The sequence below is a fragment of the Nocardia sp. NPDC004711 genome, assembly GCF_053601595.1.
On record NZ_JBSGCB010000084.1, the window covers coordinates 1 to 25486 of the forward strand.

General features: G+C 67.9%; 28 protein-coding genes and 1 pseudogene. 20 read left to right on the plus strand and 9 right to left on the minus strand.

Translation table 11 applies throughout. The features are described from left to right. Positions 1 to 431: 431 nt before the first annotated feature. Positions 432 to 758, minus strand: coding sequence for a winged helix-turn-helix transcriptional regulator (locus tag ACWEKS_RS44520; RefSeq protein WP_354849369.1), 327 nt, complete (start codon positions 756 to 758; stop codon positions 432 to 434). Positions 759 to 867: 109 nt separating this feature from the next. On the opposite strand from ACWEKS_RS44520, the gene ACWEKS_RS44525 reads away from it, so the two are divergent. Next, the gene (locus ACWEKS_RS44525) at positions 868 to 1746 is read left to right on the plus strand and encodes an alpha/beta hydrolase (RefSeq protein WP_452345732.1); all 879 of its coding nucleotides are present in this window, start codon (positions 868 to 870) and stop codon (positions 1744 to 1746) included. Positions 1747 to 1756: 10 nt separating this feature from the next. Further along, positions 1757 to 2770 (plus strand): YncE family protein, encoded by a 1014-nt coding sequence (locus tag ACWEKS_RS44530; protein WP_452345733.1) that lies wholly within the window; start codon positions 1757 to 1759, stop codon positions 2768 to 2770. On the opposite strand, the gene mqo is transcribed toward ACWEKS_RS44530, so the two are convergent. Further along, positions 2701 to 4179 carry a malate dehydrogenase (quinone) gene (mqo, locus tag ACWEKS_RS44535; RefSeq protein ID WP_452345734.1) on the minus strand — a complete coding sequence of 493 codons (1479 nt, stop codon included), beginning with the start codon at positions 4177 to 4179 and terminating at the stop codon, positions 2701 to 2703. The two genes, ACWEKS_RS44530 and mqo, sit on opposite strands and share 70 nt — an antisense overlap. Positions 4180 to 4271: 92 nt before the next feature. On the opposite strand from mqo, the gene ACWEKS_RS44540 reads away from it, so the two are divergent. Continuing rightward, positions 4272 to 5225 (plus strand): LysR family transcriptional regulator, encoded by a 954-nt coding sequence (locus ACWEKS_RS44540; RefSeq protein ID WP_452345735.1) that lies wholly within the window; start codon positions 4272 to 4274, stop codon positions 5223 to 5225. Here the strand turns inward: ACWEKS_RS44540 and ACWEKS_RS44545 are convergent. Both ACWEKS_RS44545 and ACWEKS_RS44550 read right to left on the minus strand, forming a co-directional pair. Beyond that, positions 5191 to 6543 (minus strand): FAD-binding oxidoreductase, encoded by a 1353-nt coding sequence (locus ACWEKS_RS44545; RefSeq protein WP_452345736.1) that lies wholly within the window; start codon positions 6541 to 6543, stop codon positions 5191 to 5193. The two genes, ACWEKS_RS44540 and ACWEKS_RS44545, sit on opposite strands and share 35 nt — an antisense overlap. A gap of 24 nt (positions 6544 to 6567) precedes the next feature. Then, on the minus strand, positions 6568 to 7032 hold the full coding sequence (locus ACWEKS_RS44550) for an NUDIX hydrolase (protein WP_452345737.1): 465 nt from the start codon (positions 7030 to 7032) through the stop codon (positions 6568 to 6570). A gap of 208 nt (positions 7033 to 7240) precedes the next feature. On the opposite strand from ACWEKS_RS44550, the gene ACWEKS_RS44555 reads away from it, so the two are divergent. From ACWEKS_RS44555 to ACWEKS_RS44590, 8 genes are all read left to right on the plus strand, one after another. Next, complete coding sequence (locus ACWEKS_RS44555; RefSeq protein WP_452345738.1) at positions 7241 to 7912, plus strand: NAD(P)H-binding protein; 672 nt, start codon at positions 7241 to 7243, stop codon at positions 7910 to 7912. Positions 7913 to 8028: 116 nt separating this feature from the next. Further along, a complete protein-coding gene (locus tag ACWEKS_RS44560; RefSeq protein ID WP_452345739.1) occupies positions 8029 to 9288 on the plus strand; it encodes an AAA family ATPase in 1260 nt (419 codons plus the stop codon). 26 nt (positions 9289 to 9314) lie between these two features. Continuing rightward, positions 9315 to 10289, plus strand: a complete 975-nt coding sequence (locus tag ACWEKS_RS44565) for a DUF58 domain-containing protein (protein ID WP_354849346.1) — start codon at positions 9315 to 9317, stop codon at positions 10287 to 10289. Between the two features lie 17 nt (positions 10290 to 10306). Then, on the plus strand, positions 10307 to 11311 hold the full coding sequence (locus ACWEKS_RS44570; RefSeq protein ID WP_452345752.1) for a VWA domain-containing protein: 1005 nt from the start codon (positions 10307 to 10309) through the stop codon (positions 11309 to 11311). A 49-nt stretch (positions 11312 to 11360) separates the two neighbouring features. Beyond that, the gene (gene fabG1 / locus ACWEKS_RS44575; protein WP_364611676.1) at positions 11361 to 12080 is read left to right on the plus strand and encodes a 3-oxoacyl-ACP reductase FabG1; all 720 of its coding nucleotides are present in this window, start codon (positions 11361 to 11363) and stop codon (positions 12078 to 12080) included. An 88-nt stretch (positions 12081 to 12168) separates the two neighbouring features. Further along, positions 12169 to 13008 carry an NADH-dependent enoyl-ACP reductase InhA gene (gene inhA, locus ACWEKS_RS44580; protein WP_452345740.1) on the plus strand — a complete coding sequence of 280 codons (840 nt, stop codon included), beginning with the start codon at positions 12169 to 12171 and terminating at the stop codon, positions 13006 to 13008. A 114-nt stretch (positions 13009 to 13122) separates the two neighbouring features. Continuing rightward, the gene (locus tag ACWEKS_RS44585; protein ID WP_452345753.1) at positions 13123 to 14130 is read left to right on the plus strand and encodes a ferrochelatase; all 1008 of its coding nucleotides are present in this window, start codon (positions 13123 to 13125) and stop codon (positions 14128 to 14130) included. A gap of 10 nt (positions 14131 to 14140) precedes the next feature. Continuing rightward, a complete protein-coding gene (locus ACWEKS_RS44590) occupies positions 14141 to 14374 on the plus strand; it encodes a hypothetical protein (RefSeq protein ID WP_452345741.1) in 234 nt (77 codons plus the stop codon). Positions 14375 to 14390: 16 nt separating this feature from the next. On the opposite strand, the gene ACWEKS_RS44595 is transcribed toward ACWEKS_RS44590, so the two are convergent. Then, positions 14391 to 15083: a hypothetical protein gene (locus ACWEKS_RS44595; protein WP_452345742.1), complete on the minus strand. Its 693-nt coding sequence runs from the start codon at positions 15081 to 15083 to the stop codon at positions 14391 to 14393. Between the two features lie 110 nt (positions 15084 to 15193). Here ACWEKS_RS44595 and msrB point away from each other — a divergent pair, with 110 nt between their 5' ends. From msrB to ACWEKS_RS44610, 3 genes are all read left to right on the plus strand, one after another. Beyond that, positions 15194 to 15649, plus strand: a complete 456-nt coding sequence (gene msrB, locus ACWEKS_RS44600; RefSeq protein ID WP_452345743.1) for a peptide-methionine (R)-S-oxide reductase MsrB — start codon at positions 15194 to 15196, stop codon at positions 15647 to 15649. After that, entirely contained in the window at positions 15646 to 16158 is a 513-nt protein-coding gene (msrA, locus tag ACWEKS_RS44605) for a peptide-methionine (S)-S-oxide reductase MsrA (RefSeq protein WP_379388423.1), read from the plus strand. The genes msrB and msrA overlap by 4 nt, the downstream gene beginning before the upstream one ends. A gap of 142 nt (positions 16159 to 16300) precedes the next feature. Further along, complete coding sequence (locus ACWEKS_RS44610; RefSeq protein ID WP_452345744.1) at positions 16301 to 17515, plus strand: FAD-dependent monooxygenase; 1215 nt, start codon at positions 16301 to 16303, stop codon at positions 17513 to 17515. 57 nt (positions 17516 to 17572) lie between these two features. On the opposite strand, the gene ACWEKS_RS44615 is transcribed toward ACWEKS_RS44610, so the two are convergent. Next, a complete protein-coding gene (locus tag ACWEKS_RS44615; RefSeq protein ID WP_452345745.1) occupies positions 17573 to 17767 on the minus strand; it encodes a hypothetical protein in 195 nt (64 codons plus the stop codon). A 176-nt stretch (positions 17768 to 17943) separates the two neighbouring features. On the opposite strand from ACWEKS_RS44615, the gene ACWEKS_RS44620 reads away from it, so the two are divergent. Beyond that, the gene (locus ACWEKS_RS44620) at positions 17944 to 18066 is read left to right on the plus strand and encodes a hypothetical protein (protein WP_452345746.1); all 123 of its coding nucleotides are present in this window, start codon (positions 17944 to 17946) and stop codon (positions 18064 to 18066) included. Positions 18067 to 18085: 19 nt separating this feature from the next. Here ACWEKS_RS44620 and ACWEKS_RS44625 read toward each other — a convergent pair whose 3' ends face one another. Beyond that, a complete protein-coding gene (locus tag ACWEKS_RS44625) occupies positions 18086 to 19228 on the minus strand; it encodes an acyl-CoA dehydrogenase family protein (RefSeq protein ID WP_354849318.1) in 1143 nt (380 codons plus the stop codon). A 75-nt stretch (positions 19229 to 19303) separates the two neighbouring features. On the opposite strand from ACWEKS_RS44625, the gene ACWEKS_RS44630 reads away from it, so the two are divergent. Both ACWEKS_RS44630 and ACWEKS_RS44635 read left to right on the plus strand, forming a co-directional pair. After that, entirely contained in the window at positions 19304 to 19900 is a 597-nt protein-coding gene (locus ACWEKS_RS44630) for a TetR family transcriptional regulator (RefSeq protein ID WP_452345747.1), read from the plus strand. A gap of 91 nt (positions 19901 to 19991) precedes the next feature. Further along, positions 19992 to 21479 carry an FAD-binding oxidoreductase gene (locus ACWEKS_RS44635; protein ID WP_452345748.1) on the plus strand — a complete coding sequence of 496 codons (1488 nt, stop codon included), beginning with the start codon at positions 19992 to 19994 and terminating at the stop codon, positions 21477 to 21479. Between the two features lie 4 nt (positions 21480 to 21483). On the opposite strand, the gene ACWEKS_RS44640 is transcribed toward ACWEKS_RS44635, so the two are convergent. Further along, positions 21484 to 22230: a S1 family peptidase gene (locus tag ACWEKS_RS44640; protein ID WP_452345749.1), complete on the minus strand. Its 747-nt coding sequence runs from the start codon at positions 22228 to 22230 to the stop codon at positions 21484 to 21486. 72 nt (positions 22231 to 22302) lie between these two features. Here ACWEKS_RS44640 and ACWEKS_RS44645 point away from each other — a divergent pair, with 72 nt between their 5' ends. From ACWEKS_RS44645 to ACWEKS_RS44655, 3 genes are all read left to right on the plus strand, one after another. After that, on the plus strand, positions 22303 to 22818 hold the full coding sequence (locus ACWEKS_RS44645) for a pyridoxamine 5'-phosphate oxidase family protein (protein ID WP_452345750.1): 516 nt from the start codon (positions 22303 to 22305) through the stop codon (positions 22816 to 22818). Positions 22819 to 22935: 117 nt separating this feature from the next. Continuing rightward, positions 22936 to 23661: a helix-turn-helix domain-containing protein gene (locus tag ACWEKS_RS44650; RefSeq protein WP_452345754.1), complete on the plus strand. Its 726-nt coding sequence runs from the start codon at positions 22936 to 22938 to the stop codon at positions 23659 to 23661. A 62-nt stretch (positions 23662 to 23723) separates the two neighbouring features. After that, positions 23724 to 25175 (plus strand): DUF222 domain-containing protein, encoded by a 1452-nt coding sequence (locus tag ACWEKS_RS44655; protein ID WP_452345751.1) that lies wholly within the window; start codon positions 23724 to 23726, stop codon positions 25173 to 25175. A 176-nt stretch (positions 25176 to 25351) separates the two neighbouring features. On the opposite strand, the pseudogene ACWEKS_RS44660 reads toward ACWEKS_RS44655, so the two are convergent. Continuing rightward, a pseudogene (locus ACWEKS_RS44660) lies at positions 25352 to 25486 on the minus strand (IS110 family transposase); the annotation flags it as partial.

Consider the following 25486-nt stretch of genomic DNA (forward strand, 5'->3'; position numbering starts at 1 on the left):
CCTATTTCAAGGTGCCCGCGCGCTGGCTGGTCACCGCGGAACCCCTGCCGCGCAATGCCACCGGCAAGGTGCTGCGCCGCGACCTGACCCTGGGATTCCACTGAGCTAGCGGCGCGCAAGTTCATCGCTGGCCCGGGCATCGAGCGGCGGGGCCGCGTCGCGGCGACTGCGTCGGGAGCGCCGACGGGGAGCGTGGTCGACGACGGTGGTCGGGGGTGGTGGAGGTGGGTGTCGAGCCAGCCGAACGTTTTCGGGTACATCGCTCGCCAGGTGTGCCAGTCGTGCCCGCCGTCGTCGACGAGGAGTGGCGGGGCGACCTCGGTCGGCGCCTTGGCTGCGGCGCGGGGGCCTCGGCATTGGCGCGAGTGCTCAGGTCAGCGGAAGAAATTGTGTGGTGCCGCCAGCACCGGGGCGCGGGATCGGCTTGTCGCTCAGGGGTGTTCGGTGGCCCAGGCACAGATGGCGGCCAAGGGAGTTTCGAGGGACTTGCCGAGCTCGGTGAGCGAGTACTCGATGTGCTGTGGGGCGGTCTCCTTGTAGACGTGGCGTTCTACCAGGCCGTCGGACTCCATGCCGCGCAGCGTTTCGGTGAGGACCTTCTGGGTGATGCCGGGCAGGCGGCGGCGCAGCGCGGCGGGGCGTTGCGGTCCGTCGAGTAGCGCGTAGATCAGCAGGATGCGCCATTTCGCGGCGAGGCGTTCGAGGGCCTGCCGGGTCGTGCAGGATTCCTCGAGCACGTCCGGGATGACCGCTGCCATGTCGCCTCCATTCGGAAGGGCACCGCGAAGTGCCTTCTATCGGTGGCCGGGGACCGCGCCTACCGTCTCACTCACCGTAATGCGAAGAATTCGAGGACGAGGGCACGAAATGACAGTCAGCACAGTTCCGTTCACGGTGACCCGGGACGGGGATCGGCTGGTGGGCACGCTGTACCTGCCGGAGGGAACGCCGACGGGGGTCGTGGTCACGACCGGGCCGTTGACCTCCGTCAAGGAGCAGGCGGCGGGCGTGTACGCGGAGGCGCTGGCGCGGCGCGGGTTCGCGGCGCTGGCCCTCGATCACCGCACGTTCGGTGAGAGCGAGGGTGTACCAAGGCAATTGGAGGATCCGCTGGGCAAGGCCGCCGATATCGCCGCGGCGGTGTCGGCGTTGCAGGACGATGAGCGGTTCGCGGGCAAGACGGTGGTGGCTCTGGGCGTGTGCGCCGGCGGCGGGTACATGGCGCGGGCCGTCGCCGATGATCCGCGCATCCGGGCGTTCGCTGGTGTCGCCGGGGTCTACCCGGATGTGGCTGCCAACCCGGCGGATCCGGCGGTGGTCGAGCGGGGACGCCAGGCCCGGGAACGCCGGCTGGCCACCGGTGAGGTCGAGACCATCCCGGCCGTGGCGGCCGACAACGGCGATGTCGCCATGCCGCTGCGGGAGGCGTTCGAGTACTACGGCACCCCGCGCGGTGCGGTCCCCAACTATACGAATGGTTTCGCGGTCGAATCCTTCGAGCACACGGCCGGTTTCGACGCCCAGGAGGCCGCCACGCGACTGACGGTTCCCTTCCTGCTCGTGCACTCCGAGCACGCGTTGGTCCCGCCCTGGGCCCGCAAGTTCTATGCTGCGGTGGCATCCCCGAAATCGGAGCTGTGGCTGAACTCGGTCGGCCAGATCGACTTCTACGACGATCCCCGTCTGATCGAGCCCGCCGCCGACGCGGCCGCCGCGCTGTTCCGCGACGTCTGCCGAGTCCCATGAGGTGAGCCGGATGTGGTCGAGACAGGTGGGGTGGGCGCTGGCCGGGGCCATGGTGGCGGCCTGCTCCGCTGCCCAGGGACCGGCCACGACCGGCGGGCAGCTGCCGCTGCGCAAGGTCGCGGAGGTCGCCTTGACCGGGGGCTCCGGTCGATTCGACTATGCGAGCCTGGATTCCGCCCGTGGGCTGATGTTCCTGGCGCACATGGGGGCCGGTGAGATCGTCGAGGTCGATGTCCGGGCACACACCGTGGTTCGGACTATCCCCGACGCGCCCGATGTGCACGGTGTGCTGGTCGTCCCCGGGAAGCATCGCCTGTACGCCACCGTGACAGGCCGCGATCAGGTCGTGGCACTGGACGAGGACAGCGGGGCGGTGCTGTTCACCGCCCCGACCGGCGCCTATCCCGACGGACTGGCCTACGACCCGGTGCGGAACGCGGTGTGGACCACCAACGAGCGGGCGGGCAGTGAGAGCGTCGTCGACGCGGACGGCGGAACCGTCCGCGGCACTGTCGCGCTGGGCGGGGAGGTGGGCAATGTCGTCTACGACGCCGCGGTCGATCGGATGGTGGTCGCGGTGCAGGGCCGCGGCGAGCTCGCCGTCATCGCACCGGATTCGCTGACCGTCACCGATCGCATCCCCACGCCCGGATGTTCGGGGCCGCATGGTCAGGCACTTGATGCAAGCACGCAGATCATGTACGTCGGATGCGAGGGCAACGCGACGCTCATCACGGTGGATCTCGCGAAACATGCAGTGACCGACCACAACAGCGTGGGGGAGACGCCCGATGTCCTTGCGTACGACCCGGGTCCGCAACGGGTGTACGTGGCCAGTGAGAGCGGGTGGGTGAGCGTCTTCGATCGGCGGGACGGACATCCGAAACCGGCCGGGGCCGGGCATCTCGCGACCGGCGCGCACATCGTGGTCGTCGATCCCGCCGATCATCACAGCTACTTCCCGATCGCGACCGGGACGTCGGGCAGCGCACCCGCGCTCTGGGAGTTCGAGCCGTCGGCATAGCCCGGCATGAGTTCCCGCAGTGTCGATTTCCACTGTGAATGCTGCTGCGGGAAGCACCGGTTCAACAGATCGGCCATGATGGCGGGCGCGGTCGAGGCACCGGGCGACGCGCCCAGCAGTCCGGCGATGGTGCCGTCCGCACCGGTGACCAGCTCGGTGCCCATGGTCAGCACGCCGAGGCGGTTCTGGTCGGGTTTGACCAGCTGGGCGCGCTGACCGGCCTGCACCAGGTACCAGTCCGCGGGGTCGGCCTCGGGGTAGAACCGTTGCAGCTGTGCGAATTTGCGGCGGCGTGTCGAGAGCAGTTCGCGAATCAGATAGCGCACCAGCGGCAGGTTCTGGAGGCCCGCGGCCACCAGCGCCACGATATTCGAGACCCGCAGGGTGGTGAACAGATCGCTGAGCCTGCCGTGCTTGAGCAGCCTCGTACTGAACGTGGCGTAGGGGCCGAACAGCAGCGACGATTCGCCGTCGACGATGCGTTTGTCCAAGTGCGGCACGGACATCGGGGGAGCGCCGACCAGCGCCTGGCTGTAGACCTTCGCCTCGTGCCGGGCCACGACGTCGGGGTTGTCGGTGCGCAGGAACTGCGCGCCGACCGGGAACACCCCGTAACCGCGGACCTCGGGAATCCGGGCCTTCTGGAGCAGCTTGAGGGCGTAGCCGCCCGCCCCGACGAAGACGAAGCGCGCGCGGAGGGTGAAGCGCTGCCTGCTGTTCCGATCGCGTCCGGTCACCGTCCAGATGCCGTCGTCACCGCGCCGCAGCCCGGTGACCTCGTGTCCGGTGCGCAGCCGACCGCCCGCACCGGTCATGGCCGCCACCAGGGATGCGGTGAGCGCTCCGAAATCGACATCGGTGCCGCCCTCGTACCGGGTGGCCGCCACCGGCTCACCCGGTTCACGTCCGTCCATGAGCAGGGGAGCCCACCGCGCGATCACCGCCGGATCCTCGCTGTACTCCATCGCCGAGAACGCGGGCAGTGCCCGGAGCGTCTCGAAACGCCGGCGCAGGTACGTCACGTCCTGCTCGCCGAACACCACATCCATGTGCGGCGTCGCGGTGACGAATGTCGTATCCGGCAGCATGCCCCGATCCGCGAGGCCAGCCCAGAGCTGCCGCGACAATGCGAACATGGACGCGATTTCGGCCGATTTGCTCGGATCGCCCGCATCCGGCATGTAGTTGAGTTCGCAGAACCCCGAGTGTCCCGTGCCCGCGTTGTTCCACGGATCCGAGCTCTCCGCCGCGACCCGATCGAGCCGTTCCAGCAGGACCATCGACCAATCCGGTTGCAGCGCCGCGATCATCGCGCCGAGGGTGGCGGACATGATGCCGCCCCCGATCAGTACGACATCGAGAACCGCTGTGTCCGTGTGGGATTCGGTGCTGCCGGCGTGCGTGTCCATCTGACTGACCTCCTCGGTTGCTGGTACCGGTAATCGTCACGCCGCGCCCATTCATCCGTCCAATGTTCATTTCGAGCGATTATGATCCGAATATGGATGGATTGGCGTCTGCCCAGGTCGAGGCCCTGATTCCGCTGCTCGCGGCATTCGACGCGGCTGCGGCCGAAGGGCACATCACGCGCGCGGCGCAGCGGCTCGGCGTGCCGCAGTCGTCGCTGAGCCGCCGGTTGAAAGCGGTCGAGCAGGCCGTCGGGGTGAAGTTGTTCCAACCGGTCGGTCGCCGGGTCGCGCTCACCGCCGCGGGCCAGGAGCTGTTCGACCGCACCCGTGGACTGGTCCAGGCCCTCGGCGACGCGGTCGACGTGGTCCGCAGCGACGCCGATCCGGAGAGCGGCCTGGTCCGCTTCGGCTTCCCCTTCACCCTGGGCCCGGTCAGCATCCCGTCACTGCTGGCCGACTTCCACGCGGGCGCACCCCGCATCCGCCTGAGCCTGGTGCAGGCGCACGGCACCGCCCTGGCCGAGATGGTCCGCGAGGGTCGCCTCGATCTGGCCGTCACCATCCCCGCGCCCGATGACCTGCCCGCGATCATCCTCGGGTTCCAGCGGCTGCACCTCTACGTCGCGAACGCCCACCCGCTCGCGACCCGGGGGCTGGTCGATCTCGCCGAACTCGCCGACGAGCCGTTCATCGCCAATCCGCCGACCTACCACCTGCGCCGGCTCGTCGACTCCTGGTGCGCCGAGGCCGGATTCGCCCCGAATGTCGGCTTCGAGATCACCGAGTTCGAAACCCTGCGCGCCCTGGTCGCCCAGAACCTCGGCATCGCGGTGCTCCCGGCCCCGGAGACCCCGCACCCGGGCCTCACGCGTGTGCCCCTGACCGGGGATCGGGAGCGCAGCATCGGCCTGGTCTCCGGCAATCACCGCCCGACGCCCGCCGTGGCACGCCTACGCGATCATGTTGCGGCGCATGCCATGCCGTATCTCGAGCACGCGCGCGAGACCGCCGTCAGGACCCGTTGGGAAGCGGATTTCCCGGGTTGACGTCGAGCACCTTGCCGGGGTTGAGCAGTCCCAGCGGGTCGAGCGCCCGCTTCACCGCAGCCATCAGGTCCACCGCGGCCCCGTGCTCTTCCCGCAGATACTTCTTCTTGGCCAGCCCGATCCCGTGCTCACCGGTGGCGGTGCCGCCGACCTCGAGCGCATGCCGCACCACCAGATCCGAGAACTGCTGCGCCGCGTGGTATTCGGCCTCGGTGTAGGGAACGATGGTGTGGACGTTCCCGTCTCCGATATGCCCGGCGACGGTGATGTTCAGCCCGAGTTCGGCCCCCAGCCGGGTGGCGGTCTCCACGGCCCCCGCGATCCGCGAATAGGGCACGGCGGTATCGGTGATCATGAATCGGCAGCCGGGATTGCTCGCCTTGACCGCGAAGTAGAGATTGTGCCGATCCTCCCAGAGCGCGTGCCGATCCCCGTGCGTGCGCGCGGTCGCCACCTCGATCGCATCGTGCGCGGCGGCGATCCGCCCGATCTCCTGCTCATTGGCGGCCACCGCCGCGGACGACTCGGATTCGATATCGACGAACAGGGCGGGCGTTTCGGCGTACGCGGTACCGCGGAACGCGTTGATGGCCGCCATGCTCGGCGCATCCACCAATTCCAGCCGGCTCACCGGCAGCGCCGCGCCCAGCATCTCGACCGCGGTGTCCACGGCATCGGCCACCGTCGGGAACGAAATGCGCAGCGAGTGAATCCATTCCGGAATCGGATGCAGCTTCACGGTCAGCTCGGTGATGATCCCGAGCGTGCCCGCCGACCCGATGAGCAGGTCCTTCAGGTCGTATCCGCTCGAGGATTTGCGCACCGCGCGCCCGATCCGGGTGACGGTGCCGTCGGCGAACACCGCCTGCAACGCGAGCACATTGGCCCGCATGCCGCCGTAACGGACAGTGGTGGTGCCGCTGGCATTGGTGGCCGCCATCCCGCCCAGTGACGCGTCGGCACCGGGATCCACCGTGAACTGCAGCCCGAATTCGGCGGCCGCCGCGTTGAGCCGGGTCCGGCTGACGCCGGGCTGCACGGTGGCGGTGAAATCGCCGGGGGAGATGTCGAGGATCTTGTCGGCCTGGGTGAAGTCCAGGATCAGCTCGTCACCTCGGGCCAGGAGATGGCCTTCCAGGCTGGTCCCGGCCCCGCGCGCGATCAATGGCGTGCGGTGCTCGCGGGCCCAGTCGACCACGGTCACCACGTCCTCGGCGGTGACCGGATAGACCACGCCGCGGGGACGCTGCCCCGCTCGGCCGGTCTCGTCGACCGTGAATTGGTCGAGGACCACCGGACGAGTGTCGATCTCGAGCATGTGGTCCTCCGCAGCGGCGAGTGGCTACTCCTGGTACGTCATGAGAATACGGCGGATCGACGGGGTGACCGGCAGTTCACCACTGAGCGGGACCCACCGGTACTCGGCGTAGTTCGTGACCCGCACCGGCCCGGCACTCGCCACCGATGCCGCGAAATGTTCTCTGCGGACCGGCTTTCCGGCACTCGAGAGGTAGTCGAAGCTGCCGAGGTGGCGCACGACGTCGACCACCGCGAGCCCGGTCTCCTCCCGCACCGCCCGCACCACCGCGCCGGCCAGCGACTCGCCCGGGCGGACCACCGTCCCGGGCAGGTGTAGCGGACTGCGTCCCTCGACGTGCTCCTCGTGCTCGAGCATCAGCACCGCGTCATTGTGTTCGACAACCACTCCCACCCGTAGCGCGACCCCGTCGGCGGCCGCCCGCTCCCGGAGTTCTTCCAGCACCGTCTCGCCGATGGATTGCCTGGGCGAAACCTCGAAATCCCACACGTCACACCACATCCCGTATCACCGGACACCGTCGACCGATACCGACAACGCTACCGGCGCAGAAGCGGTCGGCGGCAGAGACATTCGCAAGATTAGACGCATCTTCGCCCGGCGCATCGGAGGTCCGGAAACTTTCTGGTACCGATCGAATCCTTCCGCCGGTTCGATGGAAAGCTGGGAGTGTGCCCGCCTACGAGAGGAGTCACCGATGAAGGTATTCCAGATCGGAGCGGCCGGCGGCATCGGACGCCGTCTGTCGACGCTGCTGACCGCGCGCGGTGACGAGGTCACCGGTATGCACCGCAACCCGGACCAGGCGGCGGTGATCGCCGCGACCGGCGCGACTCCGGTGGCCGGCGACCTGGTCATCGATTCGGTGGACGAACTCGCCGCCAAATTCCACGGCCACGACGCCATCGTCTTCTCCGCGGGCGCGCACGGCACCGGGATGGACCAGACCTCGCTGATCGATGGCAGGGGGCTGGAAAAGTCGGCCGATGCCGCCCGATTTGCCGGTGTTGCCCGTTTCGTTCTGGTGTCCGTGTTCCCCGACGCGGGTCGCGATCTCAACACAACACCCGCCTTCGAGCACTACATGCGCGTGAAGAAGATGGCCGACGCCTACCTCGTCGCCACCGACCTCGACTGGCTCATCGTGCGTCCCGGCACACTGCGCAACGAACCCGGAAAAGGCATGGTCACAGCCGGACTTGCGATCGAATACGGCGACGTCCACCGCGACGACGTCGCCGCCTTCATCGACGTCGCCCTGCACCGTCCCGCCCTCAACCGCGTCATCATCGAACTGACCGACGGTCACACCCCTGTCGCCGACGCCGTCGAACTGGTCCTCGACCACGCCACCACGGCCAGGAAATAGCCGAAAGCCACATTTCACGACCGAAATTCGCGCCGCGATCGGATCCGGGTGCGGCAATTGCGCGAGATACCTGGAATAGTTGGGGCGGAACGCACAGGACCAAGGCGAAAGCGGGGATGTTGGTGACTTCGACTGACGGTGTGAGCGGGGTAAGCACGGTGAAGGATGCACCGCCCTCGCCTCCGAACACCCTCGAGCGCGATGTCCAGACCCTGGAAAAGGCGATCTACGAAGTCAAGCGCGTGATCGTCGGTCAGGATCGGCTGGTCGAGCGGCTGTTGGTCGGTGTCCTCGCCAAGGGGCACGTGCTGCTGGAGGGCGTGCCGGGTATCGCCAAGACCCTGGCCGTCGAGACCTTCGCGAAGGTGGTGGGCGGCAGCTTCTCGCGCGTGCAGTTCACCCCGGACCTGGTGCCCACCGACCTCGTGGGTACCCGCATCTACCGGCAGGGCCGCGAGGAGTTCGACACCGAGCTGGGCCCGGTGGTCGCCAACTTCGTGCTCGCCGACGAGATCAACCGCGCGCCCGCCAAGGTGCAGTCCGCACTGCTCGAGGTGATGGCCGAGCGGCACGTGTCCATCGGCGGCAAGACCTATCCGATGCCGAATCCGTTCCTGGTCATGGCGACCCAGAACCCGATCGAGTCGGAGGGCGTGTACCCGCTGCCCGAGGCGCAGCGCGACCGCTTCCTGTTCAAGGTCGTCGTGGACTACCCCTCCGTCGAGGAGGAGCGCGAGATCATCTACCGGATGGGTGTCACCCCGCCGGAGGCCAAGCGGGTGCTCGATCCGGAGGAACTGGTCCGGCTGCAGAGCGTGGCCGCCAATACGTTCGTCCACCACGCGCTGGTCGACTACGTGGTCCGCGTGATCGCGGCGACCCGCAAGCCCGCCGACTTCGGCATGCAGGACGTGGCGGGCTGGATCTCCTACGGCGCCTCGCCGCGCGCCTCGCTCGGCATCATCGCCGCGGCCCGCGCGGTCGCGCTGATCCGCGGCCGCGACTACGTGGTCCCGCAAGATGTCGTCGAGGTGATCCCGGACGTGCTGCGCCACCGCCTGGTGCTGTCCTACGACGCGCTCGCCGACGAGGTCAGCCCCGACGACGTGATCAAGCGCGTGCTGCAGACCGTCGGCCTGCCGCAGGTCGCCGCCCAGGCCAATGCCCCGGCCGGCGGCCCCGCGCCCGCCGAAGCGCGGGGAGGCGGAGCGCCGATGCCCGCCCCGGCGCAGCAGCCGGTGATGGTCCCGCACGGTGGCGCCCCGCAGCAGCCCGGCGTGCCCGCCCAGGGCATTCCGCAGCCGCCGCAGCAGGGTATTCCGCAGCCCCCCAACGGTCAGGTGTCCGGAGTTCCCGGTCAGCCCCAGCCGAAGTGAGGCCGGTCTCGGAATCGATTGCGCCCGTGACGATCTCACCTCCCAGCGGCTCCACGCACGCCCCGCCCTCGTTCCGGCAGGGGCAGCTGACCGACCCGCGGTTGTCGGCGGCGTTGAAGACGCTCGAACTCACCGTGCGCCGCCGCCTGGACGGCGTGCTGCACGGTGACCACCTGGGCCTGATCCCCGGCCCCGGCTCCGAACCCGGCGACGCCCGCATGTATCAGCCGGGCGACGATGTGCGGCAGATGGATTGGTCGGTCACCGCCCGCACCACCCATCCGCACGTGCGGCAGATGATCGCCGACCGCGAACTCGAGACCTGGCTGGTCATCGACCTGTCGGCCAGTGTCGATTTCGGTACCGCGCTGTGCGAGAAGCGGGATCTGGTGGTCGCCGCGGCGGCCGCGGTCACGCATCTGACCAGTGGCGGCGGCAACCGGATCGGCGCGGTGGTGGCCAATGGCCAGCAGCTGATCCGTATTCCGGCCCGCAGCGGCCGCGTGCACGAGCAGGCGATGCTGCGCAAGATCGCGACCACCCCGCACGCTCCCGACGGGGTGCGCGGTGATCTGCGCGGGGCCATCGAGGCCCTGCGCCGCCCGCAGCGCAAACGCGGTCTGGCCGTGGTCGTCTCCGATTTCCTCGGGGACATCGACTGGCAGCGTTCGCTGCGCGCCATCTCCGGCCGCCACGACCTGCTCGGCGTCGAGGTGCTCGACCCGCGCGATCTGGAGTTGCCGGACGTCGGCGATGTGGTCCTGCACGACCCGGAGTCGGGCCGGACCCGGGAATTCAGTGTGACCCCCACGCTCCGTACCGATTTCGCGCGCGCCGCGCAGCGTCATCGCGACCAGGTCGAGCAGGCGCTGCGCAGCTGCGGTGCGCCGGTGATGACCCTGCGCACCGATCGCGACTGGATCGCGGACGTGGTCAGATTCGTGTCGACCCGGCGCCACACCTTCGGCGCCCCGACTGCCGGGCGGGTGCCGCGACAGTGAGCATTGGCAATGTCACTTTGAGCCTTTCGCATTTCACGGCGCAGTACTGGCTGGGATTCCTGGCCGTGCTGGCCGCGATCGCGCTGATCTACATCCTGATCCAGCAGCGGCGGCGAAAGCACATGCTGCGCTTCGCCAATATGGATCTGCTGGAGAAGGTCGCACCCTCGCAGCCCAAGCCGTGGCGGCACATCCCGGTGGCGCTCACCCTGGTGGGCCTGATCTTCCTGACCTTCGCCGCCGCCGGTCCGACCGCGGCCAAGAAGGTGCCGCGCAACCGGGCCACGGTCATCCTGGTGATCGACGTGTCGCTGTCCATGGAGGCGACCGACGTGCCGCCCAGCCGAATTCAGGTGGCCAAGAAGGCCGCCAAGGAGTTCGCGGACAATCTGACGCCCGGTATCAACCTGGGTCTGGTCACCTTCGCCGGTACCGCGTCGGTGCAGGTGTCGCCGACGACCAATCGGGAAGCGGTCAAAGCGGCCATCGACAATATGAAGCTGGCCGAGCGGACCGCCACCGGCGAGGGCATTCTCACCGCCATGCAGTCGATCGACACACTGGCGTCGGTGCTGGGCGGCGCGGAGAAGCCGCCGCCGGCCCAGATCGTCATGATGTCCGACGGTAAACAGACCGTTCCGGACGACAAGGACGTCGAGAACCCTCGCCACGGCTTCACCGCCGCGCGGCTGGCGAAGGAGAAAGGCATTCCGGTGTCGACGATTTCGTTCGGCACCACCTGGGGCACCGTCGAGATTCCGGATCAGGACGGCAAGGGTTCGCAGCGGGTGCGGGTGCCGGTGGACGACGATTCGCTGCGCGAGATCGCGAAGTTGTCCGGCGGCGAGTTCTTCACCGCCTCCACGCTGGAGGAACTCAAGAACGTCTATGCCCATTTGGAAGAGCAGATCGGCTACGAGACCACCATGGGCGACGCCAGCCGTCCGTGGCTGTTGCTCGGCCTGCTGGTGACCGCCGGTGGCGTGCTCACCGCCCTGCTCTATCGTCAGCGTCTGCCGTAAATCGGTACCGCGCGCCGAGTCCCGAACACGAACAGATAGGTTTGCCCTTATGTCGAACATCACATCCCGGTCGGTACTGGTGACCGGCGGTAACCGCGGCATCGGTCTCGCGGTCGCCCAGCGCCTGCTCGCCGACGGACACAAGGTCGCCGTGACTCATCGTGGGTCCGGCGTGCCCGAGGGGCTTTTCGGCGTGAAATGCGATGTGACCGATGCCGAATCGGTCGATCGCGCGTTCTCCGAGGTGGAGGCGCACCAGGGTCCGGTCGAGGTCGTCGTCGCCAATGCGGGCATCGTGGACAACGTCTTGTTCATGCGCATGAGCGAGGAGTCGTTCTCGAAGGTCATCGATGCCAACCTGACCGGTGCGTGGCGAGTCGCCCAGCGCGCCAACCGCAATATGCTCAAGAACCGCTTCGGCCGTGTCATCTTCCTCGGCTCGGTGGTCGGTCAGATCGGCGCGCCGGCGCAGGTCAGCTACGCGGCGGCCAAATCCGGTCTGGTCGGCATGGCGCGCGCCATCACCCGTGAGGTCGGCAAGCGCAACATCACCGCGAATGTGGTCGCGCCCGGCCTGATCGACACCGACATGACCCGTGACGAGATGACCCCGGAGATGCGCAAGACCGCGCTCGATTTCATCCCCGCGGGCCGGATCGGTCAGGCCGAGGACGTCGCGGGCGTGATCAGCTTCCTGGCCTCGGACGACGCCTCCTACATCTCCGGCGCGATCATCCCCGTCGACGGCGGTATGGGTATGGGCCACTGAGCTTTTCACTGTGCACGACACAGTGTGCTCAGGCCCGACCCGAACCCTCAACCCCAGCACTTTCCAAACGAGGAGAACCGACCACCCCATGGCTGGATTGCTCGACGGCAAAACCGTCCTCATCACCGGCATCATCACCGACTCGTCCATCGCCTTCCACGCGGCCGCGGTCGCGCAGGAGCAGGGCGCGAAGGTGATCATCACCGGTATCCCGGAGCGCCTGCGGCTCATCGACCGCATCGCCAAGCGCCTGCCGCAGGAGGTCCCCCCGGCCATCGGCCTGGACGTGACCAATGAGGAGAACCTGGCCGAGCTTGCCGACAAGGTCCGCGAGCTGGCGCCCGAGGGCGTCGACGGTGTGCTGCACTCGATCGCGTTCGCGCCGCGCACCCTGATGGGCCCGGAGGCGCTGCCGTTCCTCGACGGCCCCGGCGCCGACGCCGCCAAGGCGTTCGAGATCTCGGCGTGGTCCTACGCCTCGCTGGCCCGCGCCGTGCTGCCGGTCATGAACGAGGGCGGCTCCATCGTGGGCATGGACTTCGATCCGCGCACCGCGATGCCGTACTACAACTGGATGGGTGTGGCCAAGGCCGCGCTCGAGTCGGTGAACCGGTACGTGGCGCGAGAGGTGGGCGAGGCCAAGAAGGTTCGCTCCAACCTGATCGCCGCGGGCCCGATCAAGACCCTCGCCGCCAAGGCCATCGCGGGCACCGCCACCGATGACGCCAAGCAGCTGAACATGCTCAACACCTACTGGGACGGCGCGTCCCCGATCGGCTGGGATGTCGACGACCCGACGGTCGTCGCCAAGTCCGTGGTGACCCTGCTGTCGGATTGGCTGCCGGGCACCACCGGTTCGATCATCTACGTCGACGGCGGCGCCAGCCACAACACCTGGTTCCCGGCGGACGGCTTCGGCGCCAACTGAACCGGTAGAGACTCGAGGGTAAGGAGGAGAGCAGTGGCTGCGGAGCCCACGGCTCGTGAAGTGGACGCCCTGCTACTGCTGTCCTTCGGCGGTCCCGAGCGCCCCGAGGACGTGATGCCGTTCCTGGAGAACGTCACTCGGGGCCGGGGCGTGCCGCCGGAGCGCCTCGCCGAAGTCGCGCAGCACTACCTGCACTTCGGCGGCGTATCGCCGATCAATGCCCTGAACCTGGACATCATCAAGGCCATCGAGGCCGAATTCGCCACGCGCGGTATCGATCTGCCGGTGTACTTCGGCAACCGCAACTGGCATCCGATGGTCGAGGAGACCGTCGAGCGCATGCGCGCGGACGGTGTCCGGTCCGCGCTGGTGTTCCCGACCTCGGCGTGGGGCGGGTACTCCGGCTGCCTGCAGTACCACGAGGACATCGTGCGCGCCCGGGGCGCGGTCGCCGACGCGCCCGAATTGGTGAAGCTGCGCCAGTATTTCGACCATCCGCTGTTCATCGGAGCCTTCGCGGACTCGATCCGCGCGGCCATCACGGAATTGCCGGGCGACAAACGCGAGTCCGCCCGCCTGGTCTTCACCGCCCATTCGGTGCCGGTCTCCGCCGATGTCGCCTCCGGCCCGCCGTCCGAGCAGCACCTCTACAGCCGTCAGGTCGCTGAGGCGGCCCGATTGTGCGCTGCCGCAACCGGATTCGACGACTACGACCTGGTGTGGCAGTCACGTTCCGGCCCGCCGCAGATCCCGTGGCTGGATCCCGACATCGTGGACCACCTCGACGCCCTCGCCGAGCGCGGCGTGGACGCGGTCGTGGTGTGCCCGGTCGGCTTCGTCTCCGACCACCTCGAGGTCATCTGGGACCTGGACAACGAGGCGAAGGAGCGGGCCGCCGAACTGGGCATGGCCTTCGCCCGCGCCGCCACACCCGGCCCGGACCCGCGCTATGCGCAGCTGGTCGCCGACCTGGTGGACGAGTACCGCACCGCTGCCGCTCCGGCCCGCCTGAGCGAGATCACCGCCCTGGGCTGCACCGTCAACGGCGCGCCCTGCGTCGTCGGCTGCTGTGCCCTCCCGCCGCGCCGCCCCGCGGTGGCACCGGCGGCCGCCGAATTGTAGTCTCGCCCAGGTGACTACACCCGGACGCGGAACCCCGCAACGCCGTCAGCCCGCCTCGAGCGCCGCCGCCGCCCGCAAGCAGCGCACCTTCGGCCCGCCGGACATGTTCGTCTGGGCGCCGGTCCTGACGCTGTTCCTCGCCGCCGGCATCGTCGGCACCATCGGCCAGTCCATCGGCTTCGCCGCCGCCTTCGTCGGTGTCGCGGTGATCATGCTCGTCGCCGACATGTGGTTCAACCGCTGACACAACAGGTTCGGCACTACTTCAGGACATTGACCGCGCGGGCGATGACCAGGCTCACCGTGATCAGTGAGATCGCCGATTGGATCATCATCAGGGTTTTCGCCCAGCGGGACATGGGCATCACGTCGGTCGGGCTGAACGCGGTGGCGTTGGTGAAGGACAGGTAGAGGTAATCCGGAAATTGCGGTTCCCACTCGGGATCCGTGAGATCCGGATTCTGCATCTGCACCCAGAGGAAATCGGGATAGGGCTTGCGGGCGTGGGCGCGGGCGGCGGGCCCGCCGCGGTCGAAATCCCAGTACCAGAGCGCGAATACGAGCACATTGGTCAGCCACACCGCGCCGCCGGAGGTCAGTAGGCCGGCCGCGTTGTCGCTGACCGTCCCATCGATCAGGCCCTGTACCAGGTGCGCCACCGACCACACCATGGCGAATCCGAGCAGCGCCATCAGCAGCAGGCTGAAGCGGCGCAGGCGAATCTCGTCCCGGTCCAGGCGGACGGGGTTGCCGATCATCAGGACGATCAGCAACAGCAGCCCGATGCCCGGAACGACCCAGCGCGGCCCCGCAATGAATTGCGCGGGCAGATAGTACTGCACGACCAGGATCCCGACGATCGCCGCGGTCGCCGCCCACCGCGATTCCCCTGCTGTTCGCCGCGCCCACGCGGGCACCTGATCGTCGTCGGTCTCGTTCCCGGGCGCGCTCACGCTGGTGAGTATGCCCGGCGGCCAATGGTGACAGAAGTATGACGCGGGGTTGAGGGTGGACTTTCCAGCGGGCAGGGTGGGTTGTAGCTGAGGCCGATCAAGGAGGTCATGTGGCACGGGAGTACAACCGGAATCCGGCGGCTGTGGCCGCGCTGTCGCCTGAGCAGTATCACGTCACGCAGGAGAACGGGACCGAGCGGGCGTTCACGGGCGAGTACTGGGACAACCACGAGCCTGGTATCTATGTGGATGTGGTGTCCGGTGAGCCGTTGTTCGCGTCGACGGACAAGTTCGAGAGCGGATCGGGGTGGCCGAGTTTCACCAAGCCGATCGACAACGCCAATGTGGTCGAGAAGCGGGATCGGAGCCACTTCATGATCCGGACCGAGGTGCGCTCGTCGCACGGCGACAGCCATCTGGGTCATGTGTTCACCGATGGGCCGCGCGATGCGGGCGGGCTGCGCTACTGCATCAACTCGGCGTCGCTGCGGTTCATCCACCTCGACCAGCTCGAGGCCGAAGGCTACGGGCAGTACAAGTCTCTGTTCACGAAGGAGGAAGCGTGACCGATACGCGGAAGGCCATTCTGGCCGGCGGATGCTTCTGGGGCATGCAGGATCTCATCCGGAAGCAGCCGGGTGTGCTGTCGACCCGGGTGGGTTACACGGGCGGTCGCAACGACAACCCGAACTACCGCAATCACCCCGGGCACGCGGAGGCGGTGGAGATCGTCTACGACCCCGCGCAGACGGATTACCGTGCGCTGCTGGAGTTCTTCTTCCAGATCCACGATCCGAGCACCAAGGATCGGCAGGGCAATGACATCGGGACGAGCTACCGCTCTGCCATCTTCTACCTGGACGACGAGCAGAAGCGGGTCGCCGAGGACACCATCGCCGACGTCGACGCCTCCGGCCTGTGGCCGGGCAAGGTGGTCACCGAGGTGACCCCGGCGAGCACGTTCTGGGAGGCCGAGCCGGAACACCAGGACTACCTGGAGCGATTCCCGAACGGCTACACCTGCCACTTCCCGCGGCCGGGCTGGAAGCTGCCGAAACGGCAGGCCACGGCGTAGATCCGAGTGGGCCTCATCGGGGTGTGTCCCCGGTGAGGCCCTTTTTTTGTTCCACGAACTAGTTGCGTAGAAACTAGTTTCATGGATACTATTGCTACAGCGGTCGCGAGGGTGATCGAAGGAATCGGGGAAGGCAACAGTCATGAACGGCATCAAGAAGGCACTGATCATCGGCGGCGGCATCGCGGGCCCGGTGACCGCGCTGGCGCTGCAGAAGGCCGGCATCGAGGCGACGGTGTACGAGGCGTACCCGGCCGCGGCCGACACCGGCGCGATGCTCACCGTAGCGCCGAACGGCCTTGCGGCGCTGGGGGTCATCGGCGCGGACAAGCTCGTCGAGGCCGCGGGGCACCCGCTGCACAGCATGGTGATGGAGACCGGCACGGGCCGCACGCTCATGCAGGTCGACGCGCTGCCCGGCCTGCCGCCGAGCTGCACCATCCTGCGCGCGGACCTGTTCCGGGTGCTGCACGACCACGCGGTCGCCAACGGCATCACCATCGAGCACGGTAAGCGGCTGGTCGATCTCGAGGAGACCGAGACGGGCGTGATCGCGCAGTTCGAGGACGGCACCACGGCCACCGGGGACATCCTGATCGGCGCGGACGGCATCCACTCCACCGTGCGCACCCTGATCGACCCGCAGGCCCCCGGTCCGGAGTACACCGGCCTGATGAGCTTCGGCTTCGGCGAATTCACCCCGGACGGAAAGCTTTCCGACGGCGGCGAGGGCGATATCGAGGCGATGCACTTCGCATTCGGCAAGCGTGCCTTCTACGGTTACTGGCGTCAGCCGAACGGCAAGTATGTCTTCTTCAGCAACTTCCCGCAGGAACAGCCCATGACTCTTGCCGAGGCGAAGGCCGTGCCCGCCGAAGACTGGCTGGCGAAGCTGCGCGCCGCGCACATCGGCGACACTCCCGGCGAGCGGCTGTTCGCCGAGGCCGGTGTCGGGGACATGATCGTCACCGGCCCGATGGAGCGGATGCCCCACGTGCCCAACTGGTTCCGCGGTCGTGTGGTCCTGGTCGGCGACGCCGTGCACGCCCCGTCCTCCAGCTCGGGCCAGGGTGCGTCGCTGGCCATCGAGTCGGCCGTCGAGCTGGCCCGCTGCCTGCGTGACATCCCCGACCCCGCAGCGGCTTTCGCGGCCTACGAGGGTCTGCGCCGCCCCCGCGTCGAGGACATCTCCGACAATGCCGCCAAGACCAACAACGGCAAGACCTCCGGCCCGGTCGCCAAGGCCCTGTTCGGTCTGATGATGCCTATCGCGACCCGCACCTTCCTCAAGCCGGAGAAGATGTTCGGCCCGGTGCACCGTTTCGTCATCGACTGGGACGCAACGGTTACCGCGTGAGTCGGGCACAGTGAACCCCGGGGTCGACCCGGGGATTTCGCCTGTCCCGGACGCCGGTCAGCGACGCAGCGTCCGGTACCCGGTCCAGAGCAGCAGGCCCGCGCCCACCACGACGAGAACGCCACCGAGGTAACTCCATTCGGAGTGCCCGGTCATGGGCGATCCGTGCAGGGAACCGGCACCCTGCACGATCCAGATCACTCCGACGACGCACAGCACGACGCCGATCAGGGCGGAGACGATCCGTCCCATGACACCTCCTCGGTGGCCTGAGCTCAGCATAGGGCTTCGAGGAGCTCATCGGGCGCTGGGACGCCACCTCCGTCGAAGGTATGGCCGAATGTTGGCCGTGGGGAGGTAAACACGTTGTGGCGCGACCGATTCGGGGCCTACCGTCGAGGCGATCCGATCGGTCGAGGGGGAATGTAATGAGGCCACGTAAGATCGCGACTCTGGCGGCGTTCGCGGGCGCGGGCGGTGACGTCATGAGTTCGTGGAATATCACCGGCGCGGCGCCCGGTTCCCAGGTGCCGACCGGCTCCTGGGGCTAGCGCCGCACCGTTTCGAGCCTCAGCTGCTCGCGAGGCTCCGGGCGATGACCAGGCGCTGGATCTGGTTGGTGCCCTCGAAGATCTGGGTGATCTTGGCCTCGCGCATGTAGCGCTCGACGGGGAAGTCCTGGGTGTAGCCGTAGCCGCCGAAGACCTGGACGGCGTCGGTGGTGACCTTCATGGCGGCGTCGGTGGCGGTGAGCTTGGCGACGCTGGCCTGGCGGGAATAGGGGAGGCCGGCGTCGCGGCGGCGGGCGGCGTCGAGGTAGGTGGCGCGGGCGGAGTCGACGGCGGCGGCCATGTCGGCCAGGACGAAGCCGAGGCCCTGGTGGTCGATGATGGGGCGGCCGAAGGCTTCTCGCTCCTTGGCGTAGGCGACGGCGTCGTCGAGGGCACGCTGGGCGATGCCGGTGGCGACGGCGGCGATGCCGAGGCGGCCGGAGTCCAGGGCGCTGAAGGCGATCGGAAGGCCCTGTCCCGGTTCGCCGATGAGCCGCTCGGCCGGGAGGAAGACGTTGTCGTAGGCGGCGGTGGTGGTCGGGACCGCGCGCAGGCCCATCTTCTCCTCGGGCTTGCCGAACGACAGGCCCTCGGTGCCGGCGGGGACCAGGAAGCACGAGATGCCGCGTGAGCCCTCGCCGGTGCGGGCGAACAAGGTGTAGTAGTCGGCCTTGCCGCCGTTGGTGATCCACGCCTTGGTGCCGGTGATCCGGTAGCCGCCTTCGGCCTCGACGGCCCGGCAGCGCAGGGCGGCAGCGTCGGATCCGGCATGCGACTCGGACAGGCTGTAGGCGCCGATCAGATTGCCGGACAGCATCTCCGGCAGCCAGCGCTGCTTCTGCTCCTCGGTGCCGTAGGCGAACAATGGATGGCACGACAGGCTGTGCACGCTCACCGCCACCGCGACCGCCGCCCAGCGCGCGCCGAGCTCCTCGAGCACCTGCAGATACACCTCGTACGGTTGCCCGGCCCCGCCGAACTCCTCCGGATACGGCAGGCTCAGCAGCCCCGCGGCGCCGAGCGCGCGGAACGCCTCGGCAGGGTAGCGCTCCTGCTTCTCGTACTCCACGACCTGGGGCTCGAGCACCTTGTCCGCGATATCGCGGGTGAGCTCGATGAGGTCGCGGGCTTCGGGTGTGGGCAGCAGGCGATCGACGGGCATGCTGGTCACATTACGACCGACACCCAATTGCGTGCAAGGGAGCACGCAATTTTGCCAGGCGGCTAGACTGACCAGGTGGTATCCGGTCTGCCCCCGAACAAGCATCAGGAGAAGAGCCTCCGCACCCGAGCGCTGCTGCTGGATGCGGCCATCGAGAGCCTGGCCGAGGTCGGGTACGCGAGCGCGTCCATCGCCGATATCACCGCCCGGGCCGGGGTGACACGGGGCGCGCAGCTGCATCACTTCCACACCCGGCAGGAATTGTTCGCCCAGACCATCGAGCATCTGACGCAGCGGCAGGGGGAGGCGCTGCAGCGGCGGGAGCGGACGCTGTCGCGGGCGGTGCCGGCGGGGGAGGTGCTGGTCGAGCTGGTGACCGCGCCGTTCGCGGGGAAGCTGGGCAAGGCCGCGGTGGAGTTGTATGTCGGCATCGCCAACGACAAGGACCTGCGCCGGAACATGCTGCGCGTGCAGCACGACCTGACGATCGAACTGCTCGACGCCTGCGGGCGTTTCATCGACGCGCCGCGCGAACGCCTCGAGGCCGCGTTCTGGCTCACCATCAACCTGGTGCGCGGCGCGACCCTCGACGAGATGGTGGGACGGGATCGCCTGCGGCGCAAGCAGGTTCTCGCCGACTGGGCGCGGCTCGCCGAGGGCATGCTCGGGTGAAACACGAAGGTTCACGGTCGCGATAACCGACCGTTGAATGGTTCGTGTGTGCCCGGCGGGCCGGGCACACCCTCGGGGGAGGGGCGCCGTCATGGCGATCAATCGGCGAAATCTGTTGCGGGCGGCCGGACTCGGCGCGAGCCTGGCCGCGCTCGGGTCGGCGACCGGCTGCGTGCCGGAGGTGCCTGCCGCGCAACCGCCTGCTGGACAGGTGGATTGGGTCGCGCTACGGCAGCGCTTGAGCAGGACACTGAATCTGCCGTCCGACTCCGGTTATGCGACGGCGAAACTGGCCTACAACCCCGCGTTCGACACCCGCCAGCCCGCGGCAATCGCGCAGTGTGCCACGGCTTCCGATGTGCAGGCCTGCGTAGATGCTGCCGCGAGCGCGAAGATCCCGGTGGCAGCACGCAGCGGCGGGCACAGCTACGGCGGCTACTCGACACCAGACAACGGCCTGGTCGTGGAGCTGGGCGGGATGAGCGGGGTCGAGGTGAAAGCGGACGGCACCGCGGTCATCGGTGCGGGCACGCGGCTGATGGACGTGTACTCCGCGCTGGCTCAGGCGGGCCGCTGCCTCCCGGCCGGGTCCTGCCCGACGGTCGGGATCGCCGGGCTGACGCTCGGCGGCGGGGTCGGTGTGCTGGCCGGGAAGTACGGATTGACATGCGACAACCTGGTTTCGGCGCAGGTGGTCACCGCGGACGGCACGCTGCGGACCGCCTCGGCGACCTCGGAACCGGATCTCTTCTGGGCGCTGCGCGGTGGCGGTGGCGGCAACTTCGGCATCGTCACCTCGTTCACCTTCCAGACCGTGGCGGCACCGCAGCTGGCGGTCTTCCAGGTCCGCTTTCCGGCCGGATCGCTGACCGATGTGTTGGGCGCCTGGCAGACCTTCACCGCGTCGGCTCCCGACGAATTCTGGTCCACCCTCGGCATTTCCGCGGGGAGCCCGCCGACGTGCCGGATCAATGGCTGCTATGTCGGATCCGAGAGCGAGATGAACGGTCTCCTCGACAAACTGGTGGCAGCCACCAAGACCCAACCGTCCAACAGGTATTCGCTGACCAAGGACTACCTATCGGGAATGATGTATTTCGGCGGGTGCGCGAATTATTCGGTGGAGCAGTGCCGGCCGAATTGGAATGGCGGGGGAGTATTGGGTCGCGAGTCGTTCACGGCCTCCTCGCGAGTACTGACCAAACCGCTTTCCGACCCGAGTCGGTTGACCGCACTGCTCACCGGCCGCGAAGGGATGGATATTCTGCTGGACAGTCTCTCCGGGGCTCCCTCACGAATCGGCGCGAAGGACACGGCTTTTCCGTATCGCGGCGCACTCGCGACCGCCCAGATCTATGTCGGCGCCACCACACCGGATACCCGGAACGCCGTGAACGAGGTACGGGATCGGCTCGGCGACCTGACCGGGAACACGGCATTCGTCAACTACATCGACCCCGACCTATCGAATTGGGGCAGCGCCTACTACGGCGACAACGCGTCTCGTCTGCACGGCATCGCGGAGCACTACGACCCCAATGGCGTCTTCACCTTCGACCAGTCGGCGTCGAAGGTCTGACGGCTCAGAACGGTGCGGGCAGCCGAGCGTAGACGGTCGGAGAGCCGGCCAGGGCTGTACCGCGCGCCCACGAGGTGATGCCGGCCAGCTTGCCGTCGACGAGCAGCGGTCCGCCACTGTCGAATTCGGCGGTGTCGGCCTCGGCCGAGCCGGCGCACACCATCTCGGTGGCATCGAAGACGCCGGGGTAGTCGGCGGCGCAGTCGGCGTCCGAGACCAGTGGGACGGTGGCGCGCCTGAGCACGGTGTTGAACAGGTCGTTTTCGGAGGTCCCGCCCCAGCCGAGCACGGTCGCGCTGCCGCCCTGCGGCGCGGCGATCGGCACGCTGGGCCGGTGCTGCGGGGTCCCGAGAGTCAGGATGGCGAGGTCGTGGTAATAGACGTCGACGCCGTTGACCGTGTCGGTGCGGAAATCGGGGTGCAGGCGAACATTGGTGACGCTCACGGTGGTTCCGTCGTGCGAGGTCAGGTCGCTGCGATCGAAGGTGACCGTCAGCGCCTGCGGCAGCAGCTGGGCGATCGCCACACAGTGGGCGGAGGTGAGCACCTGGTCGGGCGCGATGAGCGCGCCGCCGCAGAACTGGCCGGAGGCGCGGGGGAAGAACAGCGGGGTGCCGACTGCGGCGAGCCAGGGATAGTCGCCGGCCTGGGCTTCGGTGCCGCCGACCACGGCATTCGCCGGGAGCGTGGCGGGGCTGACGCAACCGATGAGCGCCGCGGCGAGCACGGCGATCCGGCGGGAGATCGACATCTGGCCATTCAAACAGAGATCAGAGAGTTTCGACGAGCGGAGGTGTCGGTCCCCAGGAGTACGGTCGCGAACATGACCTCCTGGGCCGAGTTCGCCGCCGCCGCACCCCGCATCTCGACCATCTTCACCCGTCGTCACGCCGCCACCGGCAACCTGTGCATGCTCGCCACCCTCCGCAAGGACGGCTTCCCGCGCATCAGCCCGCTCGAACCGCGCATCTTCGAGGGCGAGCTATGGCTGGTCGGCATGCCGGGGACGACGAAGTTCGCGGATCTGGCCCGCGACCCACGCTTCTGCCTGCACACGGCAACGGTGGACACGCAGGTCAGCGATGGGGACGTGAAGATCTTCGGCACCGTGCACGATGTCCAGGATCCCGAGCTGCAGCGGCGCTGGGCCGAGGACCTGTTCGCCGAGAGCGGGTTCGACCTGCGCGGCCGCAAGTTCGAGCCGTTCTACGCCGTCGACATCACGGGGGCGTCGTCGGTCGAGATCGTGGACGGGCGCATGGAGGTGACGGCCTGGAAGCCGGGGCAGTCCGAGCGCGTGGTCGAAGTCTCCGATGCAGCGGAACCCGCGACTGCATAATGTGCGATATTGCATCGAGTGCAAACACGCAAACGATGCAAGTGTGCACGAAGTGCTGAACAGGGGTGTGTTTCAGCGCTTCTCGGGGTCGGGATGCGGTGAGGAGTGGGCGTGGTGATGGAAATCCACCCGCCGCGGGGCTATCGGGAGCGACCGTCGGGGGTTGGCCGCGCGGTGGTGTGGACTCGCGAGGGTGTCGTGGACACGGATCTGCCCGTGCTGCCGGACGGCAGCATGGATCTGCTGTGGATCGACGGGCGACTCTCGGTGGCGGGCCCGGACACCCGCGCCTACCGCCCGCCGGTGGGATTCGCCGACCGGATCACGGGGATCCGTTTCTTCCCTGGCACGGCTCCGGCTCTCCTCGGGGTGCCCGCGCACGAACTACGCGACGCCAGAGCTGATCTTGCCGACCTCTGGTCACCGGCAGACCTGCGCCGCGCCTCCGGGCTGATCGCCAAGGCGCCGAATCCGGCGGTCGGTCTCGAGACCATCGCACGCTGGCGTGCGAGCGAGACCGATGCCGCGGATCCGATGGTGCGATTCATCGTGACCTCGTTGGGCTCAGGGATGTCGGTGTCGGCGACGGCCGAAGAATTGGGGACGGGTCCACGGCGGCTGCATCGACTCTCCTTGGCGGCCTTCGGGTATGGGCCGAAGACTCTGGGCCGGGTATTGAGGATGCAGCGGGCGTTGGCGCTGGCGCGGGGTGGGATGGGGCTCGCGGAGGTCGCCGTATTAGTCGGATACGCCGATCAAGCGCATTTGACTCGGGATATTCGAGAGTTTTCGGACATGTCGCCCGGGCAATTGCTTGGGTTAGTGGAAATGTCCTCGGTCTGAATTTCCTTATATCACATGGTAATTCACGCATTATTGGCATGTGGCAGAGGTAAAATAGACGCATGGATTCGAAGGGGGTAACACTCGACACGTGCGGCATCGCCGACCTGGCAGCCGCCGTGCAATCCCTGACGAATTCCGTCCTCCACGGCAACCTGAACCCGTTCTCCGACAGTGATGTCGTGGAGTTGATGCAGCGGTTGGAAACCTGCAAACGTCAACTGTCGGCGCTGGATTCACGCCTGATCATCGAGGCCTGCAACCGCTCGCTGCCCGAAGGCAGTGGAGCGAAGAATGTGGTGCCGTTCCTGCGTCAGACCTTGGGGTTGTCGAGGTACGACGCGTCGGTGCGGGTGAAGATCACCCGCCAGTGCGGAGAATTCTTCGAACCCACCGGACACCTGCGTCCGGCGACGTTGGAGAAGACCGCCGAAGCCTATGAGGCAGGCGATATCTCGCGTGATCATGTCCGCAACATCATCGATATCATGAACCACCTGCCTGCTGACATTCCCGCCGAGACGCGCGCGGATGCCGAGGGCATCCTGGTCGGCCACTCGCGGGTCGGGTGGCCTGATGACCTGCCCAAGATCGGCCGCGACATCCTCGCCCGCATCGACCCCGACGGCAAGGTCGTCTCCGACACCGACCGCCGTCGCCGCCGTGGCCTGATCCTGGGTCGTCCCGGGGTGGACGGGATGTCGTGGATCGAGGGCTGGATCACTCCCGAGCTGCGGGCCCTGCTGGATGCGGTGTTCGCCAAGTTGGCGCGCCCGGGCATGTGCAACATCGACGACGCCGACAGCGTTGCCGCCACGGTCAAGGTCGTCGACTCGACGGTGTTGGAGGCTGCTGCGCGTCGGGACCGTCGTGATGCCGGTCAGCGCACCCACGACGCGTTGTTCGCGTTGCTGCAGCCCGGTGTCGACCCGGCCAAGATCGGCTCCCATCGTGGTCTGCCGGTGCAGGCCATCCTGACCATGTCCGTCGCGGATCTCGAGCATGGGGCCGGGGTCGCGACCACCGCCTCCGGCGGCCACGTCTCGATCAACGAGGCGTTGAAGATGGCCGAGGGTACCCGCCCGGTGCTGGCGGTCCTCGACGCCGACGGGCTGCCGCTGTACCTGGGTCGCTGCCAGCGCCTGGCCACCCCCGCCCAGCGTTTGGCGTTGATCGCCCGCGACAAGGGCTGCACCCGACCCGGATGCGACGCACCCGCCTCGATGTGCGCGGTGCACCACATCACCGACTGGGCCAAGGGCGGCCCCACCGATCTGACCAACCTGACCTTGGCCTGCGATCACTGCCACGCGCTGGTCAACGACAGTCCCGACGGCTGGAAAACCGTTGTCATGGGCAAGGATTCCCCGTATCGGGGACGCACCGGATGGATTGCCCCGAAACGTCTTGACCCAACGGGCATTCCTCGCGTGAACGATAGACATCACGTCGGTGAGTGGGTCGCCGCTGCCATCGATTCCAGTTGCCGAAGGTGGGGTTCACGGGCAGCGTGATTCCCGGACCGCTCGTGTGCTGCTGGCGTGCGCAGGGACCGGGGAGTGTGGTTGCGTCGCGTGCCCGACCGGACTCGAGCTGACGCCGGGCTGAGAGCCGCCACCCGCCGATCCCGGCCCACGGACTGCTTCCCAATGAAGTTGTCAAGCCTGGAAGTTGACGTTCGATGGGTGGTTCAGGCGGCTGCTGCGGCGGGCGGCGCTGGCTGGTAGGTCCGGTGCTCGCGGATCAGTGCCCAGAGCACGTTCACGCGGCGGCGGGCCAGGGCGAGGACGGCTTGAGTGTGTTTCTTGCCTTCGGCGCGTTTGCG

Coding starts and splice junctions, on each gene's coding strand:
- ACWEKS_RS44520 (WP_354849369.1), bottom strand. CDS start 758: ATGGCAGCGGTCATCCCGGACGTGCTCGAGGAATCCTGCACGACCCGG.
- ACWEKS_RS44525 (WP_452345732.1), top strand. CDS start 868: ATGACAGTCAGCACAGTTCCGTTCACGGTGACCCGGGACGGGGATCGG.
- ACWEKS_RS44530 (WP_452345733.1), top strand. CDS start 1,757: ATGTGGTCGAGACAGGTGGGGTGGGCGCTGGCCGGGGCCATGGTGGCG.
- mqo (WP_452345734.1), bottom strand. CDS start 4,179: ATGGACACGCACGCCGGCAGCACCGAATCCCACACGGACACAGCGGTT.
- ACWEKS_RS44540 (WP_452345735.1), top strand. CDS start 4,272: ATGGATGGATTGGCGTCTGCCCAGGTCGAGGCCCTGATTCCGCTGCTC.
- ACWEKS_RS44545 (WP_452345736.1), bottom strand. CDS start 6,543: ATGCTCGAGATCGACACTCGTCCGGTGGTCCTCGACCAATTCACGGTC.
- ACWEKS_RS44555 (WP_452345738.1), top strand. CDS start 7,241: ATGAAGGTATTCCAGATCGGAGCGGCCGGCGGCATCGGACGCCGTCTG.
- ACWEKS_RS44560 (WP_452345739.1), top strand. CDS start 8,029: ATGTTGGTGACTTCGACTGACGGTGTGAGCGGGGTAAGCACGGTGAAG.
- fabG1 (WP_364611676.1), top strand. CDS start 11,361: ATGTCGAACATCACATCCCGGTCGGTACTGGTGACCGGCGGTAACCGC.
- inhA (WP_452345740.1), top strand. CDS start 12,169: ATGGCTGGATTGCTCGACGGCAAAACCGTCCTCATCACCGGCATCATC.
- ACWEKS_RS44585 (WP_452345753.1), top strand. CDS start 13,123: ATGCCGTTCCTGGAGAACGTCACTCGGGGCCGGGGCGTGCCGCCGGAG.
- ACWEKS_RS44610 (WP_452345744.1), top strand. CDS start 16,301: ATGAACGGCATCAAGAAGGCACTGATCATCGGCGGCGGCATCGCGGGC.
- ACWEKS_RS44615 (WP_452345745.1), bottom strand. CDS start 17,767: ATGGGACGGATCGTCTCCGCCCTGATCGGCGTCGTGCTGTGCGTCGTC.
- ACWEKS_RS44620 (WP_452345746.1), top strand. CDS start 17,944: ATGAGGCCACGTAAGATCGCGACTCTGGCGGCGTTCGCGGGCGCGGGC.
- ACWEKS_RS44625 (WP_354849318.1), bottom strand. CDS start 19,228: ATGCCCGTCGATCGCCTGCTGCCCACACCCGAAGCCCGCGACCTCATC.
- ACWEKS_RS44635 (WP_452345748.1), top strand. CDS start 19,992: ATGGCGATCAATCGGCGAAATCTGTTGCGGGCGGCCGGACTCGGCGCG.
- ACWEKS_RS44640 (WP_452345749.1), bottom strand. CDS start 22,230: ATGTCGATCTCCCGCCGGATCGCCGTGCTCGCCGCGGCGCTCATCGGT.
- ACWEKS_RS44645 (WP_452345750.1), top strand. CDS start 22,303: ATGACCTCCTGGGCCGAGTTCGCCGCCGCCGCACCCCGCATCTCGACC.
- ACWEKS_RS44650 (WP_452345754.1), top strand. CDS start 22,936: ATGGAAATCCACCCGCCGCGGGGCTATCGGGAGCGACCGTCGGGGGTT.
- ACWEKS_RS44655 (WP_452345751.1), top strand. CDS start 23,724: ATGGATTCGAAGGGGGTAACACTCGACACGTGCGGCATCGCCGACCTG.